Origin of the sequence: Allokutzneria sp. A3M-2-11 16, assembly GCF_024213555.1 — a bacterium.
Lineage (GTDB): Bacteria > Actinomycetota > Actinomycetes > Mycobacteriales > Pseudonocardiaceae > Allokutzneria.
Window position 1 is genome coordinate 2,745,123 of record NZ_JANAVO010000001.1, and the last position, 13,605, is coordinate 2,758,727.

The 13,605-nt window shown below is 67.8% G+C and carries 18 protein-coding genes; 1 reads left to right on the top strand and 17 read right to left on the bottom strand.

Annotation, left to right across the window (positions count from 1 at the left end):
* Window positions 1–69 precede the first annotated feature (69 nt).
* The 11 genes from NLX83_RS13695 to NLX83_RS13745 are packed head-to-tail and all read right to left on the bottom strand — an operon-like array spanning window position 70 to window position 8,424.
* Window positions 70–816, bottom strand: a complete 747-nt coding sequence (locus tag NLX83_RS13695; protein ID WP_254235201.1) for a hypothetical protein — start codon at window positions 814–816, stop codon at window positions 70–72.
* 22 nt (window positions 817–838) lie between these two features.
* The gene (locus NLX83_RS13700) at window positions 839–1,954 is read right to left on the bottom strand and encodes a hypothetical protein (protein WP_254235202.1); all 1,116 of its coding nucleotides are present in this window, start codon (window positions 1,952–1,954) and stop codon (window positions 839–841) included.
* Between the two features lie 14 nt (window positions 1,955–1,968).
* Window positions 1,969–3,012, bottom strand: a complete 1,044-nt coding sequence (locus NLX83_RS13705) for a hypothetical protein (protein WP_254235203.1) — start codon at window positions 3,010–3,012, stop codon at window positions 1,969–1,971.
* 15 nt (window positions 3,013–3,027) lie between these two features.
* A complete protein-coding gene (locus NLX83_RS13710) occupies window positions 3,028–3,867 on the bottom strand; it encodes a phage tail domain-containing protein (protein ID WP_254235204.1) in 840 nt (279 codons plus the stop codon).
* Window positions 3,867–6,005: a phage tail protein gene (locus tag NLX83_RS13715; protein WP_254235205.1), complete on the bottom strand. Its 2,139-nt coding sequence runs from the start codon at window positions 6,003–6,005 to the stop codon at window positions 3,867–3,869. Before NLX83_RS13715 ends, NLX83_RS13710 begins: the two co-directional genes overlap by 1 nt.
* A 27-nt stretch (window positions 6,006–6,032) precedes the next feature.
* Window positions 6,033–6,509, bottom strand: a complete 477-nt coding sequence (locus NLX83_RS13720) for a hypothetical protein (protein ID WP_254235206.1) — start codon at window positions 6,507–6,509, stop codon at window positions 6,033–6,035.
* Window positions 6,425–6,697: a hypothetical protein gene (locus NLX83_RS13725; protein WP_254235207.1), complete on the bottom strand. Its 273-nt coding sequence runs from the start codon at window positions 6,695–6,697 to the stop codon at window positions 6,425–6,427. Before NLX83_RS13725 ends, NLX83_RS13720 begins: the two co-directional genes overlap by 85 nt.
* 28 nt (window positions 6,698–6,725) lie before the next feature.
* On the bottom strand, window positions 6,726–7,325 hold the full coding sequence (locus NLX83_RS13730) for a phage tail tube protein (RefSeq protein WP_254235208.1): 600 nt from the start codon (window positions 7,323–7,325) through the stop codon (window positions 6,726–6,728).
* A 48-nt stretch (window positions 7,326–7,373) separates the two neighbouring features.
* On the bottom strand, window positions 7,374–7,805 hold the full coding sequence (locus NLX83_RS13735; protein ID WP_254235209.1) for a hypothetical protein: 432 nt from the start codon (window positions 7,803–7,805) through the stop codon (window positions 7,374–7,376).
* Window positions 7,802–8,098: a hypothetical protein gene (locus NLX83_RS13740; protein ID WP_254235210.1), complete on the bottom strand. Its 297-nt coding sequence runs from the start codon at window positions 8,096–8,098 to the stop codon at window positions 7,802–7,804. Before NLX83_RS13740 ends, NLX83_RS13735 begins: the two co-directional genes overlap by 4 nt.
* The gene (locus NLX83_RS13745; RefSeq protein WP_254235211.1) at window positions 8,098–8,424 is read right to left on the bottom strand and encodes a phage head completion protein; all 327 of its coding nucleotides are present in this window, start codon (window positions 8,422–8,424) and stop codon (window positions 8,098–8,100) included. The genes NLX83_RS13740 and NLX83_RS13745 overlap by 1 nt, the downstream gene beginning before the upstream one ends.
* A 99-nt stretch (window positions 8,425–8,523) precedes the next feature.
* On the opposite strand from NLX83_RS13745, the gene NLX83_RS13750 reads away from it, so the two are divergent.
* Window positions 8,524–9,498 carry a hypothetical protein gene (locus NLX83_RS13750; protein ID WP_254235212.1) on the top strand — a complete coding sequence of 325 codons (975 nt, stop codon included), beginning with the start codon at window positions 8,524–8,526 and terminating at the stop codon, window positions 9,496–9,498.
* A 56-nt stretch (window positions 9,499–9,554) separates the two neighbouring features.
* Here NLX83_RS13750 and NLX83_RS13755 read toward each other — a convergent pair whose 3' ends face one another.
* From NLX83_RS13755 to NLX83_RS13780, 6 genes are all read right to left on the bottom strand, one after another.
* Complete coding sequence (locus NLX83_RS13755; RefSeq protein ID WP_254235213.1) at window positions 9,555–9,920, bottom strand: hypothetical protein; 366 nt, start codon at window positions 9,918–9,920, stop codon at window positions 9,555–9,557.
* 22 nt (window positions 9,921–9,942) lie between these two features.
* On the bottom strand, window positions 9,943–10,125 hold the full coding sequence (locus NLX83_RS13760) for a hypothetical protein (RefSeq protein ID WP_254235214.1): 183 nt from the start codon (window positions 10,123–10,125) through the stop codon (window positions 9,943–9,945).
* A 14-nt stretch (window positions 10,126–10,139) separates the two neighbouring features.
* The gene (locus tag NLX83_RS13765; protein ID WP_254235215.1) at window positions 10,140–11,135 is read right to left on the bottom strand and encodes an SU10 major capsid protein; all 996 of its coding nucleotides are present in this window, start codon (window positions 11,133–11,135) and stop codon (window positions 10,140–10,142) included.
* Window positions 11,136–11,165: 30 nt separating this feature from the next.
* Window positions 11,166–11,810 (bottom strand): hypothetical protein, encoded by a 645-nt coding sequence (locus NLX83_RS13770; protein WP_254235216.1) that lies wholly within the window; start codon window positions 11,808–11,810, stop codon window positions 11,166–11,168.
* Window positions 11,811–11,837: 27 nt separating this feature from the next.
* On the bottom strand, window positions 11,838–12,536 hold the full coding sequence (locus NLX83_RS41850; RefSeq protein WP_254235217.1) for a PP2C family protein-serine/threonine phosphatase: 699 nt from the start codon (window positions 12,534–12,536) through the stop codon (window positions 11,838–11,840).
* Between the two features lie 95 nt (window positions 12,537–12,631).
* Window positions 12,632–13,603, bottom strand: a complete 972-nt coding sequence (locus NLX83_RS13780) for a VG15 protein (RefSeq protein WP_254235218.1) — start codon at window positions 13,601–13,603, stop codon at window positions 12,632–12,634.
* Window positions 13,604–13,605: the final 2 nt, after the last annotated feature.

Consider the following 13,605-nt stretch of genomic DNA (forward strand, 5'->3'; position numbering starts at 1 on the left):
CCTCCAAAAGTGTTGTGGAACAACGAAAACAGTCGCTGCGGAAACTGCGGCGACTGATCGGGGTTCGGGCTAGATGTGGCCGCCGACGGGGCCGTGCGCGGTGGCCACGATGTCGTGGGCGCCGCTGGCGCGTCGGGCTTGCAGCTCCATCCAGTGCGCGGACACGTGATCGCCCGGGATGCGGAAGTTCACGTGGGCGTAGCGGAACGCACCGGGAGGGCTGGTCACGGTCTCGCCGTACTGGACGCCGCCGACGACGATCCGGGCTTCCCCGACGCTGTCGCCGTAGCCGCCGACGCCGATCACCACGCCGATGTTCGTGTGCTGCTTGTGGTGCCAGGACCACTGAAGCGTTTCCCACGTTGTCGACTGGGTTTTCGGCATGTCCATCGCGCGAATGGGCCGGAATCCGGAGGAGGGGATCAGCGGCCGTGCTAGGCCCTGCCCGCTGTTGACTTCGTCGCTGACGATGATGTTTCCGGAGTAGTCCCACAGCGCGACGAACTGTCGGTAGCCGTTCTCCTGTGGGTCGGGGTCGAGAACCCCGATGCGCCAGGCTCCCCGATCATCGGCGATGAAGGCGACCGGTTGAGGGGAGCCGTCCGGCCGCGCCCAAGAGCCGTCGCGTCCGCCGACGAAGAACGTCGTCTCCCCGTCGCGGTCAAGCTGTTGGAGCCCACCGAGGTCGCGGATGGTGATCCCGCCGTCCGACACCACGGCGTTGGCCAAGGTGCCGCGTGAGAGTTCTTCGACGCGGGTTTCCAGACGGCGGATGCGTTCCACAAGATCGGTGTCGGGTTGGCTGGTGATACCCACGGGTCTCCTTGCGCAGCAACGATTACAGCGATGACGGGACCGGGGCGACGGTCAGGTCAAGGACGTCGGGACCGGCGGATCGGCGGGTGATCGACAGGACGCGCCGGGTGCGGGTGCCCGCTGGGGTGATGCGGTCGGGGCGTGGGGTGACGGCGATGACGTCACCGACGAGGTAGCTGCCCGGGAGCGGTTCGCGGTCGGCGCGCACGGTCAAGGTCTCGGCGGTGATGCCGGTGCTGTAGGCGTCGAGGTAGGCGCGGGCGTGGCCGTCGAGGGTGGAGCGTTCGCGGACGCTGCCGTGATCGGAGATCACGCGGTCCAGCACCGGCCAGCCCGCCCGGGTCAGCGTGTCATCGGTGGCCGCGCCGATCTGTCGGCCGCGTTCCATGCCGTCGCCAGAGACGAGGATGCGGGAGGCCATTACGGACGGGTCGTCGTCCCAGCCCCACGCCAGCAGCCCGGCTCCGGCGTCGAAGTGCCAGCGTTGTCCGCGCTGGTTCAGGTGCGGTTCGCCAATGCGCGCGGCCCATTCGATGCGGTCGCCGTCGCGGTGCAGGCGCGGTGCGAAGTGCACGTCCGGCCCGCCATCCACGGTGGAGAGTTGGCGGAGGCGTTGACCGACGGTGCCGAGTTCGTAGCCATAGAAGCGCCGCTCGTGCTGTCCGAAGGTGTTCACCGGCGAGAGCACGAGCGGTAGGTCCCCGTCCGGTCGCTCGGTGGCGATCTTCAGCAGCTCCAAGGCGATCCCGGGAAGCGACCGGTAGGTCAGGTGCACATCGGCGCGCGGGTCGGTCAGCTCCCACGGCCCGTGCCGCGCCACCAGGCGGCGGTCTAGCACCGCGTACAGCCCGGAGGCGTTGATCTCCACCACGGCCGAGCGGGCAGCGCGACGCCGCGGGATGATCGGACCGGCCCACAGCACCGCTGTTCCGCGCAGGATGGCGAGGTAGTGCCGCCACGGCGCGAGCAGGGCCAACACGTCCAGCTCGGGGGGAACATCGGCGATTGTGATCGTGGCGCGGGCACTGCCGGTGTCGTTGAGGGTGTCGGTGTACTCGGTGGTGGTGCTGCGCGGGAGGTCGGCGAGGATGTGCCCGGAGCGCAGGTGTCCGACGACGGTCCGATAGGGGGCAGCCATGCCACCTCCCGGGTTCAGGCGGGAATGCGCAGGGCGAATAGCGATCCGTTGTGCGGGGCGCTGCCCCAGGTGCCGGACTCCGGGTAGATCCGGGAACCGCACAGGTAGAGCGAGTGGGAGCCGGTGATCACACCGGTAGCGCGTACCTGTGTGCTGACCCAGGCGCCTGCGTTGAATGCGCCGACTCCGACGCCGACGATCTGCCCGGTCGGGGTGAACAGCCTCGTCTGCAAGTCGGCGCGGCAGTCCCGGCTGGTCAGTTCGGCGGAGCCGTGCACAACGAGCCGGTAGGGATAGCCGGGGTCGGGGATGACCATGGTCGCGATCGGGGTCACGCCGGTCTGCCCGCTGGTCTCGGCGATGACGGTTTGCTCGAAGGTCTCCAGCCGGTGCGTGCCCTTCCACAGGTTGGCGGTGGCGTCCCAGTACTCCAAGCCGCCGTTGCGGAAGCGCACCTGGCCGCCGAACGCGCCGCCCGCGGCTGCCTGGTCTCCGGGGAAGGGCACGTGAATGCCGGTGCGCATCGCCGCGCCCTTGCGGCGGTCCTGGATCGCGCCGCTGGTGAGCTGCGTGACGTTCGCTCCGACCGTGACTTCGGCGAGCACGAGCGCGCCGTCTGGAACCTGCGGGAGCTGCGGCGTCGCCGAGGGGCGGCCGGTGATCGGCAACACCGCGAATCCCGTTGTGGGATCGCCGATGCGCTCGTCGGTGATCACCGCGACGATCAGATCAATCCGGGCGTGCGAGGAGTCGGCCGGATCGAGGGTGACGCGACCGAGCTGGTCGAGCGTGCACACATACGGCCCCTGCCCAGGGCGGACGAGCACGGCCTGACCGGCCTGCACCCGCAGCGACAACGAAGGGGTGGGGGTGTCGGGGTAGACCTTGAGGTCGACCAGCTGACCGCCGACCGACATCGACGGCAGCACGCCCAGTGTCCACGCCAGCGGTCCGCCAGGGGCGGGGCCGAGCAGCGCGCCGAGCGCGTAACGGGCATCGCGGGTGCCGATCTTCTTCTGCACTGCCCACGGATCGAGGCCCGGTTGAGGAGTCGGCATGCGCCCTCCTCTCGGTCAGTGGTAGGCATCGCGTGCGCGTGCGACCAGGCGCGCGGTCGGGTTTGGTGCGGCGGTGTGCGCCAGCGCGAAATCCACAGTGGACAGTGCGGGGATCTGGAGTGCGTCCCAGTCGTGCACGACCGCGGCAGAGCGGCGGTTGGTGTGGCCGTCGAGCAGGACCGAGGCAGCGCCCACGTCGATGACGACCGTCTCGCCGACCGGTATCGGGGCGAGGTAGGTGAGCCTGCTTCCGTTGTCCGGGCGGGAAATCGTCACCGGCGGGACGAGCGGTCCGTGAAGTTCGAGCACGGGTGGCGTCGGCGCGGTGCCGCTGTTGGTGATCGAGGCGCGGCCGGTGGAGGCTGCTTCGCCGAAGTCCAGTCCGCCGCCGGTCTCGAAGTCCGCACCCCCGTCGGTGTCGAAGTCCAAGCCGCCGCCGTCGTCGGCGAGGGGTGTCTCACTGCGGCGCCACGTGGTGGCGTACTTGCGGGCGTCCGGGGCGGAGAGGTGGAGGCTGAAGTCCAGCTCGTACCCGCCGCGCCGAATTGCCACCAGCGTGGCGTCCGCGCGCCGCACGAGGGTGAGCAGGTCGCCGGTTTCCTCGGTACACCGCAGTTCCACCAGCTCGGTTCCGGGGGCGAGCGCGGCGAGCCGGTGTTCAGCGCGACGGCGTGCCTCCCAGTCCTGCGCGTAGACCTGGCCGACCAGCTCGATCACCCGGGGCTCGGATTGGCCGTCGTCGGCCGGGGGTGGGGCGGAGCCGGACCACCCGGTTTCCCGGGTGATCACGTACTCGGCCCCGTTGACCATGCCGCCGTTGAACTCGATGCCGTTGAGCTGCCACCGGACCCGCATCACGACCTCCCGGTGAAGGCGAGTTGTCGGCTGACCGCCGTGGCGACGTCGAGTTCGGAGTGCTCGGCACGCGGGTGCACATGAATGGTCACCCGCTCCGCGTCGCCTCCAGCCGTGGCCGGGGTGCGAGTGGCCGGCGTGGTCGGAACGGACACACGGGCACGGCGCGCGACATCGGCGGCCATGTCGGCAGCAGCCTCCAACGCCAAGGGCGCGGACTGGCCGATGCCAAGGGCGAACCCCGCGCCCACTTGTCGGCCCAGGCCCATGAACACCCGTGACGGGCTCTTGATGCCGAGCCAGCCCTTGACGGTGTCCACCACGCCTCCGGCGAGCCGCTTCAGCTCACCCCACAACCAGCTCGCGGCGTCCTTGATACCCCGGATGAGTCCGTGGATGAGATCGCGTCCAGCGCCAACCAGCCACTCACCAGCGTTGCCGAGCCAGCGCAGGATATTTCCGGGCAGCTCGCGGAAGAACTGCCCGATCTCATCGAGCTTGCGCCCCACCCACGCTTTGAGTTCGGAGAAGCGCTCGGAGATCCAGTTGGCCACGTTGCCCAGCCCATCGGCAAGCCAGCGTCCCGCAGCCAGCAACCCGTCGAACACCTCGATCAACCCTTGAAGGAACCCGGCACAGAAGCTCACGGCATCGGCGACCAGGACGAGGCTGTCAGCGAGGAAGGGCAGGCTCGCGGAGAACAACGCGGCGGCCAACCCGAGCAGCCGCCCGAACGGTTCGGCGAGCTCGCTTGCCGCCTGGATACACCGGATCAGCGCGTCGATCAGCGGTGTGAAATCGATGCGCATCAACGCGTTCGCGATCGCGGTCAGCACTTGCGAGGCCAGCATCGCCAACGGGGGCAACAGCGGCGCGACCGCCGCAAGTACCGCCCCCAGCGCACGGGCCACAGGCTCGACAGCCGGTGACAGCAGCCGAAACGCGTCTCCGACAGCGGTTAGCAGCGCGTGCAGACCGCCGCTACTGAGTAGGCCTCGGGCGAAGGCCACGACCGCGGGAACCACGGTGGTGGCCAGGATTTTCCCGATTTCCAACAGCAGCGGCATCAGCATCCGCGCCAGCTCGGCAGCTGAGGCGAAGAAGGTGTTGAGCGCCTGCTGCCCCTCGGCCGAGCGCAGGAACGCCGCCAGCTGCCCGGTCAGCTCGATCAGGATCGCGAGCAACCCGCCGCCGGAGGCCGACGCTGCCCGGAACACCGAGGCGACGATCGAACCGAGGTTGCCCAGCAACACACCCAGTTGGCGCACTACGTCCAAGCCGGTGGCCATCCACTGCGCCAGCTGCCCGGACTCCCGCGCCCGTGCGACGAAGGCCGCTGCGCTCTGCGCCGCCCCAGCGAACCCGCCCGCCAGCTCCGGCAGAAACTCCGAGCCGACCACGCCGATATCCCGCAGGATCTGCGCCACCGACGCACCCGCCGGAGCCAGCGCTGATAACGACCGAGCGGTGTTGTCGATCAGCGTCCGAACATCGGCGACGGTTTGTCCCTGGCGCGCGAACTCCGCCACACCGCGCGCACCGGCGTTGAACCCCTGTGCGACAAGGGGAAGCTCGGCGCGCAGCATCGGCAGATAGACCGAGCCCAGCGCCTGAACCTCCGCGCCGAGCCCGGTGAACAGGCTCTGCTGAACCGACTGCTTGACCTCATCGAAAGCGGGTTTGAACCCCGCCACCGCCAACACGGTCTCCCGTGCGGCCGGAGCCAACTTCGCCAGCGATGCCGCGAACTTCTCCGCATCGCCCTCGGCGATCGCCGACAGCGCGTCGGAGACACCGTCCAGGCCGAGCTTGAGCGTGCCCGCCGCGACCTGTCCGGCCAACAGCGCACCCGGCAGGACGGCCGCTGCGCCAGCGGCACTGGAGATCGACGAGGCCAGGCCGAGCAACGCGCCGGTGGCTGCCTGTGCTCCGGCGGTGGCCAAGCTCAACGCGGCCATCCGCGTCACCAGCGCGCCCAGGTCCTTCGTGACGCTGGCGAAGCTGTGCTTGCGCACCCGGACGTGCACCGTGACCGGCGGCGCGGCCCGTTCGGCGCCGTTGATCTCCTCGCGCAGCGACCGTGCCAGCCCACGCAACGAGGGCAGGACCTTCAGGTAGGCGTGCCCGACTGTGGCCACGGGGCATCACCCCTCGTGGCCGTGCGTTCAGGTTCCGCGCATCCACCTGGCGATCTCGCGCAGCGGCATCACCTCCGCCTGGTCGACGACTGCGGCGGGCTCGGAGCCCGGGACGGCAATCGGAGGTTCAAGCTGCTCGCTGCCGAGTTCAGCGCCGAACGCGGCCGAAACGGTCGCCCACAACGCGGTCACCCGCCGTTCGACCGCGAACAGCAACGCCTCAGTCCGCGACCACGGTCCGGGGGCATCTTCGGTGCGCCATACCGCCGCTTCGATCGGCAGGTGCTGCACGAGCAGGCACACCCGGCGCAGCGACAACCGGCCCCGGTAGAGGTCGAGCAAATCGACGCCGAACCAACGCAGGAAGTCCGCCTCCAGCGCGGAGGCGGTGTCCTCGCGCGCCAGCAGGCGGGCGACCGTCAGCGGTTTCCCAGGCCCAGCGCCGCCGTAACCGCCTCGCTGAACTGCTGCACATCCGCTCCCGTGCGCGCAAGGGAACGCCACCGGGGGTACTGCTCGCCGAGGATCAACCGCAGCGCCGTCAACGGCTTGCCGTCCTCCTCAGCCTCCAACGCATCCAACGGGAATTCCTCCGGCGTCGGCAGGTCGAAGACCTCACCGCGCCAGGCCACCGACTTCCCCGCCGGGGGCGACGGCGCGTCCGTTGCTTCCGCCCGCTGCTTCTTGCTCATCCCATACCCTCACTGTCCACATAGGACTTCATTTGTCGGCCGGAGCGGGCATCAACACGGCCGGATCGTCGGTCAGCCACACTGCCAGCGTGTCCCCGTCCGGCGGGGCGAGCGCGGCGAAGGTCATACCCCACTGGGATTCCTGCGCGCGCGTGATCTTCGTTTCCTCGGTCTCGGTGACCTCGCACCGCGGTAACCACAGCCGGTGCCGGTAGACCTCGGTGTCGCTGACCTGATCGACCCAATTCAGGACCAGGGACCGGATGTCGCTGCGTGGGGTCGCCGAGATGACTCCCCGGTACTTCTTCGACCCGGCCGCCGTCTCGGCGAACCGCAGCCCGCCGAAGTAAGCGCTCAGGACGATGTGCTTGGACTCCTGGAACACCGCCGCCACCGTGAACTGGTGGCCGGTGTAGATGAACCGCGCTGGCGTGACCTGCTGCCAATGCTCGGTGCCCTCCTTTTCCACCGAGCGCTTTAACGTGACGCCGTCCTTCGTCGTCAGCCCGAGCCCCAACCACGGCGCCGCCAACGGCACCGCAGCGTCAGCCGGTTCCGCTGTGCCGGACGGAGCCAGCGATACCCCGCCCGTCCCGGGGACCCGGACCAGACCAGGGTTAACCGACATACAACCTCCAGAACACTTCGCGCAGCAGCGCAAGAATCAGTAAATGGCTTACCTGTCAACAAATCCGGCGCGCAGGAATGCTGTGCACGACGCGGTGGCCAACGGAGCGCCGGTGTACGGATCGGTCCCCGCAGCTGGAAGCGCGAGCGCGTCCACCACGATCAGCCCGCCGCCGCCTTCGTGACAAGCCAGCAAGGTCAACGCCAAGGTGCACAAGGCTTTTGCTGACCGCTCGTTGTGGTGCCACACCGACAAGCGCACCAGCGCCGACGCCACAGCGGGCCACTCCCACCGGCCGCCGTCATCGCGCACCAGCACCCACGGCAGCGACGGCGGACCGCCCTCGGGGTTGCGGCCCATTTCGGTGGACACCTGCACCTTCTCGGCCACTCGGTCAGCCCGTCCGGCGAGCAGACTTCGCAGCAGCATCACCACCACGGCAGCGGCATCCGGTGCGACCGGAACCGGTGCTCGGCTCACGTCTCCAAGCCCTCCGGCTCCAAGCCGATCGCTTCGGCCGCCTTGGTCAGAATCCCGTGATGCGCCTGCAGCCCCACGCCGGACGGATGCTGAATCGCCACCGTCGCGCCTGCCCGATCCGATCCCGGATCGTCGAACACATCGATGGGGACCGGCGACCCCGACGCGACCCGGTGGCCTTCCGCGCGGGCGAGCGCGGCAATTCGCTCGGCCGCGTCGCGCACGTCATCCTGCAACGCATCCGATCGCAGAATCTCGCCGATCCCTTGATAGTCAAGACGAAGCTCGGCCATCACCCCTCCACTTCCGTCAGCGTGACCCAGTAGTGCGCACCACCGCGTCGTTTCCACCCCTCGGGGTCCCCGTGAACCTGGAACAGTCGCCCGTCCCATGCGACGCGTTCCCGCGCGTCGATCACGGCACGGGTGAAGACTTTCCGGCGCGCTGTGACCGGACTCCGCCCAGGCTGCGTGTGCTCCGCCGAGCCGTCCGGCTGCACGTAACCGCGAACCACACGCCGGGGCGAGTCGGGGGTGAACACCAGGCGCGGCACCGGGTTGCCGTATTCGTCAGGTACCTCGATAGGCGTGATTACCGCCAGCTCATGCGGAAGGCGCATATCGCTCGTTCGAGTGGAAGACTACATTTTTGCATGGAAGCCGCCTCACCCTGCCTAAGCTACTCACTGCAAATTTCCATTTTTATGGAGGCTGGATAAATGGCGCGGGCGTTGTCACGGCAACTGAGATCTATTGCTAGGGTTCACAAGAAGCGTGAGGTCGAGATTCAGGAAGTAAGAAAACTGAACATGTCACTCACTGAGATTGGCAGCGTTGCGGTTTTCATTTCCGCATTGTGCTACGCCCTGGCCTACTACGTGCAAGATGGATTTTATGCACAGTTTAGGGTGACGCCGGAGCAGGTTGGTATTGACAGGATTAGCGCCCTACTTCGGGTAACCCCGGTTGCTTTTGTTGTCGGCTTCGTTGCGCTTATGGTTTGCTGCCTTAGTGTCACATATGCCATTGCGGTGTCCCGAGCAATCGAGGCCAAGTTCAAGAGGCGAGTCTCGCCACTGCTATTACTGCCTGGCGGGCCTTTGCTCTACTTGGGGGTCGCATATGCGATTGACGGCCTGGGGATCACTCCAGTGAGCCTCACGGGTTCCAGTAGCTTTGTTGGCGCACTATTGGTGGGCACGCTCCTGTCTTTGGTGATTGCAATACTCTGGCTGGCTGCTAGACGGCTCGAACTTGAAAAGATGGCCATCCTTCTCTTTATCCCCGCTGTTATCTTGTTTTCTGCGACGATGCTCAAGGGGTGGATTGAGGAGGGTGCGGCAAATCTGCGTGACCATGGCATAAAAAGTCATCGACTAATACTCATTGGGGTTAGTGATGCCCTTGTTGAAGTTCGATGGCGAGAATCCGCTAGGCGCCCTCATTCAATTTTCGGCGACCCATCGCAGGGGGGACAAAACTCGGAAAATTCGACTCTTCTACTGTTGCTCAATGAAGCAGGAGGGCGGTTCTATGCTTACGACTGCCTTGGGCGCCGAGTCCATCGTCTTAACGAGGCCGAAGTGGATGTTGAACGCGTTATACCACCGCCACCTACAGATAAGGTGGGAGGCAAGCGTTGGATTGAGCGTTCACGTGGATGCTATCGCGGAAGTGGTCGAGCATACGAGTAGGACATGCGTCGGATATGTAGTTGCCTTGAGAAGCCAGCTAGTGTGAAAGCCGCATCTCACACCGTCCAGATTGACCACGCACCCCTGTTGCTCGTGGCTGAAACGGGCTTGAGCAAGTCCAGCTCGGCGTCAGTGAAGTACAGCCCGCCACCCTCGTGCGCCAGGGTGCGCGAGTGCCCGCCCACGGCCTCTGCCCGGACGTTCTCCGGTGGCGTGTCCATCGCTCGAAGCACCGCCGCAGCCACCACGCCGACCGCAGTTGGGGGCGGAGGGCTCGGCATAGTCGGAACACGGCTGCGAGCAATCGCGGTCGCGTCCGCACACAGCACGGCGATTCGAGCGCGTTCAGCGTCGTTGAATTCTTGATCGGTGCGCGCGAGCACGTCCGCGACCGAGGCCAAGGGGGCCGGGGGTGAGGTCATGGTCGCTCACCCCCGGCACCCGTCATGTACGCGGAGAATCCTTCTGCGGCGGGCGCCCACCGACCGCGCGGACCTCCAGCTCGGCCGGAAGCTTCCGCAGGGCTTCCACAGTCGTCTTGTCGGCGACCTCGGCTTCACCGTTATCGAACGTCACGCCGAGGTCATGCACGACGAGGTTCGGGTACTTCGTGCTGATGAACTTCACACGGCACCCTCCAATCAGGCAGTCGGTGGTACAGGGCCGGTGGTCAGGCCGGTGATCTTGCCGTGGGCCTTCTCGTTGCCGTACTCCAAGCCGATTTCGCCGTAGATCTGGGCGACGTCGGAGGCGCCGGAACGGCCGAGGGGTTCGGAGAACAGGAAGCCCTTGCCGGGGATCTCCAGGATCACCGGCGCGCACTGGTCCAGCGAGAGCACGGATACGACATCGGCCGGAAAGTGGCGGTTGAGCGCGATGTTCAGGCGTCCGAAGTCCGTTTCGATCGTCGTCAGCGCGACGCCGCCGACGTTGCGGGACTGCTCGCGGTAGTTCTTCTGCGTGATGAAGATGGTCGTCAGCATCCGCTTCTGCCACGCGTTGCACATCAGGGTGGCGGTCTCGGAGTTCTGGATGCCGCCGGAGGTCCAGACCGTTTGGAGCAGGTCGAGGACTATCGTCTCGGTGAGCGGTTTCGGGGTCGAGTTGGTGATGACGTTGCTGGTGGTGGCTTCCAGGATGCCCCGGGTACGCCGCGGCTTGGTGTTGTCGGCCGGGTTCTGGAACGTGCCGGTGATGAAGGAGACCTCGACATCACGGGCGATCTGGGTAAGCGCCTGCCGGGTCTGCCAGTCCAGTTCAGCGGCGACCGGGTTGGTGCCGCCCACGGCCGCCTGATGCGGGTGCGCGGAGCCGGTCCCGGCGAACTGGCCGGTGGCGGCCTGCCGGGTGTAGGTGATGCCCACGCTCTCCTGGTGGATCTCCACCACGTTGTGCATGTTGTAGCGAACCCGGGACTCCGGCGGCGGAGCGGGCGCGCCCTCGACACGCTGCCGGTTGGCTTCCGGTGCGCGCAGGTCGTATGCCTGCCACTGGTGCAGGGTCGCGGTGGCGCGCTTGCCGCCGGTCAGTCCGCCGATCGCGGACAGAAACGGCGTGTCCGCCGGAGTTAAGGCGAACAGCTCCCCGACGAAGTTCGGGGTGTTGAACGTGTTTGCTATTGCTGCGATTCCAGGCACAGACCGTCCTTTCTGGACAGTGCTCGAAGGTCAACGGCGTTCACGGGCGAGTTCGGCCAGACGCTGGTTCTTCAGTGAGATGGCGGTAGCCCAATCGCCGCGCGCTTCGGCCTCCCGGATCTGCGCGGCAGCGCCGACCGCACCGGAGGCGCGCGCCCCTTGTGACAGGTCCGGCGCAGGTGGGCGCGGCCCGGTGGAGCGCCGCAGGTGCGGGCGGGCCAGGAGTTCAGCGTGCACATCGGCGGTGATCGCGTCGGTGTCGATCTCGCCGTCCGCGTTGGCGTAGGCGCTGAGGTCGTCGAGGTAGCGGTAGGCGTCGTCCGGCGCGGCCCAGTCGGAGGCAGCGGCGCGGACCTCGGCGCGCACGAGCTGCTGAACGAGTGTCGCCGCGCGCTCCTCCGCGCGGGCGGCGCGACGCCGCACCTTGTCGGCGTCGTCATCCTCTGCCGTCTGCTGCTCGTTTTCGGCAGCCTGTTCCGTCCGTGCCTTGCGTGCCCGGGTGCGTGCCTTCGCCAGCTGGGCTTGTGTCTGCTCGTAGAGCGCCTTGTAGTCCGGCTGCTCTTGGTGCTGCTCGACGTGACCGGCCTCGCCGTCCGTACTTGGCTCGGGAGTCGCCTCACCGTCCGGTGGAAGCGGCTGGTCCTCTCCTTCGATGGGGGCGGCTGGGGTCGTCATGTTCTTTCCTCCCAAGGACAATCGGGCTTAGGGGATCAGGATTGCGGCGCTGAGGTTGTCGAACGCGTGCCGGGCGAGCGCGGCCGTGATCAGCTCGTCGACGCAGCCCTGCGGGTCGGCACGGTGCACGGAGACGATCGAGTGCAACTCCTGCTCCGGCAGCGCGGTGAACAGCCCATCGGAGGCGAGCAGGATCACCGGCGCGTCGGCTTCGGTCACTCCGACCGTGCCGACCGTGGCCAGGCCCAGGGAGCACGTGAGCGTGGCTGTGTGCCGGGGGGTGATGTGATCGGCCAGGTCGGCAGCGCGAAGCCGCTCGGCCTGCGTGTGATCGATGGTCACCGGCCGAAGCCGCCCGGAGTCGTCCAGGGCGTAGGCGCGGCAGTTTCCGCACCAGGCGATGACCACGGTTCCACTGGGACGGGCCACCGCCACGACCGCGGCGGCATCCTCCCTCGGGTACTCGCGCGTCGGATCGACGCACAGCTCCGAGGCTGCGAGCAGTCCGGCGAGTGCGCCCTTGCGGGTGCCCACGCGCGTGGCGACCTCGGCCGCGACTCCGGCGAGGGTGACCGCGTTGGCGTCGGTGCCGATGGCGTCGACGAGCGCGACCGCGGTTGCAACGGCGGGCCGGTAGTGGTGCACCGCGACCGCGTCGGCGTTGCGCTCGTGAACCCCGGCGTGGCTGGCGAAGCCGACGCGGCAACCGCCCGGAATGGTGATCACAAGTTCCCCCTGGTTGTTGAGGGCACGGTGCTACCCCGGCAACCGGGGCAACTCCCGTACCGGATGTCAACGAAATGTGTTGCGGGACAGCGGGTTCAGCGCATGTACCCGGCGTTGCGCAACCAGGTGACGAGTTCTTCGCGGCTGCTCGCACGGTTCACGGCCTCAGCGGGCATCAACCTGGGGCGCGTGGAGCGGCGGTATCGGCCGCCCTGCTTGCGGTGCTCACCGAGCAGGCGGCCCGCGTTGCCGCGCACGGTCGTGCCGTCGCGGGTCGCGGTGAACTTCCCGATCTTGTACATGCTGCGGCGAGCGTTGACCACCTGCGCGATGTCCGCCCCGGCCTCGATGGCCTTCAAGCCGCCCTTGGTGAATGCCTTCTTCCGCTGGGCGGGCGTCATCGCCTCGAACAACTCGCGCGGGGCGTCGCGGCGCGGTCGGTCGCGCCACTGTTCGGCGGTCAGCGGCTGCATGCCGCAGTCGCACTGCGGATGCCGGTCGAATCCCTCGCTCCACCGGTACACCCGCCCGGCGAGGATCACGCACCGCCCGCACGCGGGCAGCACCACCACCCGCTCATAGCCGACGATCCGGTCATCCGCCGCCATGGCCGCGTGCATCGCGACGCGCGCCGTGTCAGCAACCTCGCCGGAGGCGAACCTCAGCAGCCGGTGCAACCCCGCCGCGTGCGCCTCGCTCGGCGCAACCCCTGCCACCAGGCCCCGCACGACGGTATCCACCGCCAGCCACAGCAGCGACAGCAGCGAGCGGCCGTCCACGGCCAGCCCGGCGAACGCGGCCGGAACGAGCTCGGCCGGCTTCTGGGCGACCGGCGCACCGTCAGCGGCAACCACCTTCACCGCACGGGCGGCGTAGCTGGCCGCCGCTCGCTGCCCGGCCGCGACGATCTCCACCAGCAGCGGCCCCAACATCGGCCACAGCCGCGCCAACTCATGTGCCGGAATCTCGTTCCACAGCCGCTGAAGCTGTTCGACAACCTCCCGGACGATCCGCTGCTGCGCCTCGTACAAGCGGCGCTGCGCGGGCGTGATCAGCTGACGAGCCACGC

Bases quoted from the DNA above. Each gene is read 5' to 3' on its own strand.
- NLX83_RS13700 (WP_254235202.1), bottom strand. From the start codon at position 1,954: ATGGCTGCCCCCTATCGGACCGTCGTCGGACACCTGCGCTCCGGGCAC.
- NLX83_RS13705 (WP_254235203.1), bottom strand. From the start codon at position 3,012: ATGCCGACTCCTCAACCGGGCCTCGATCCGTGGGCAGTGCAGAAGAAG.
- NLX83_RS13710 (WP_254235204.1), bottom strand. From the start codon at position 3,867: ATGCGGGTCCGGTGGCAGCTCAACGGCATCGAGTTCAACGGCGGCATG.
- NLX83_RS13725 (WP_254235207.1), bottom strand. From the start codon at position 6,697: ATGAGCAAGAAGCAGCGGGCGGAAGCAACGGACGCGCCGTCGCCCCCG.
- NLX83_RS13730 (WP_254235208.1), bottom strand. From the start codon at position 7,325: ATGTCGGTTAACCCTGGTCTGGTCCGGGTCCCCGGGACGGGCGGGGTA.
- NLX83_RS13740 (WP_254235210.1), bottom strand. From the start codon at position 8,098: ATGGCCGAGCTTCGTCTTGACTATCAAGGGATCGGCGAGATTCTGCGA.
- NLX83_RS13745 (WP_254235211.1), bottom strand. From the start codon at position 8,424: ATGCGCCTTCCGCATGAGCTGGCGGTAATCACGCCTATCGAGGTACCT.
- NLX83_RS13750 (WP_254235212.1), top strand. From the start codon at position 8,524: ATGGCGCGGGCGTTGTCACGGCAACTGAGATCTATTGCTAGGGTTCAC.
- NLX83_RS13755 (WP_254235213.1), bottom strand. From the start codon at position 9,920: ATGACCTCACCCCCGGCCCCCTTGGCCTCGGTCGCGGACGTGCTCGCG.
- NLX83_RS13770 (WP_254235216.1), bottom strand. From the start codon at position 11,810: ATGACGACCCCAGCCGCCCCCATCGAAGGAGAGGACCAGCCGCTTCCA.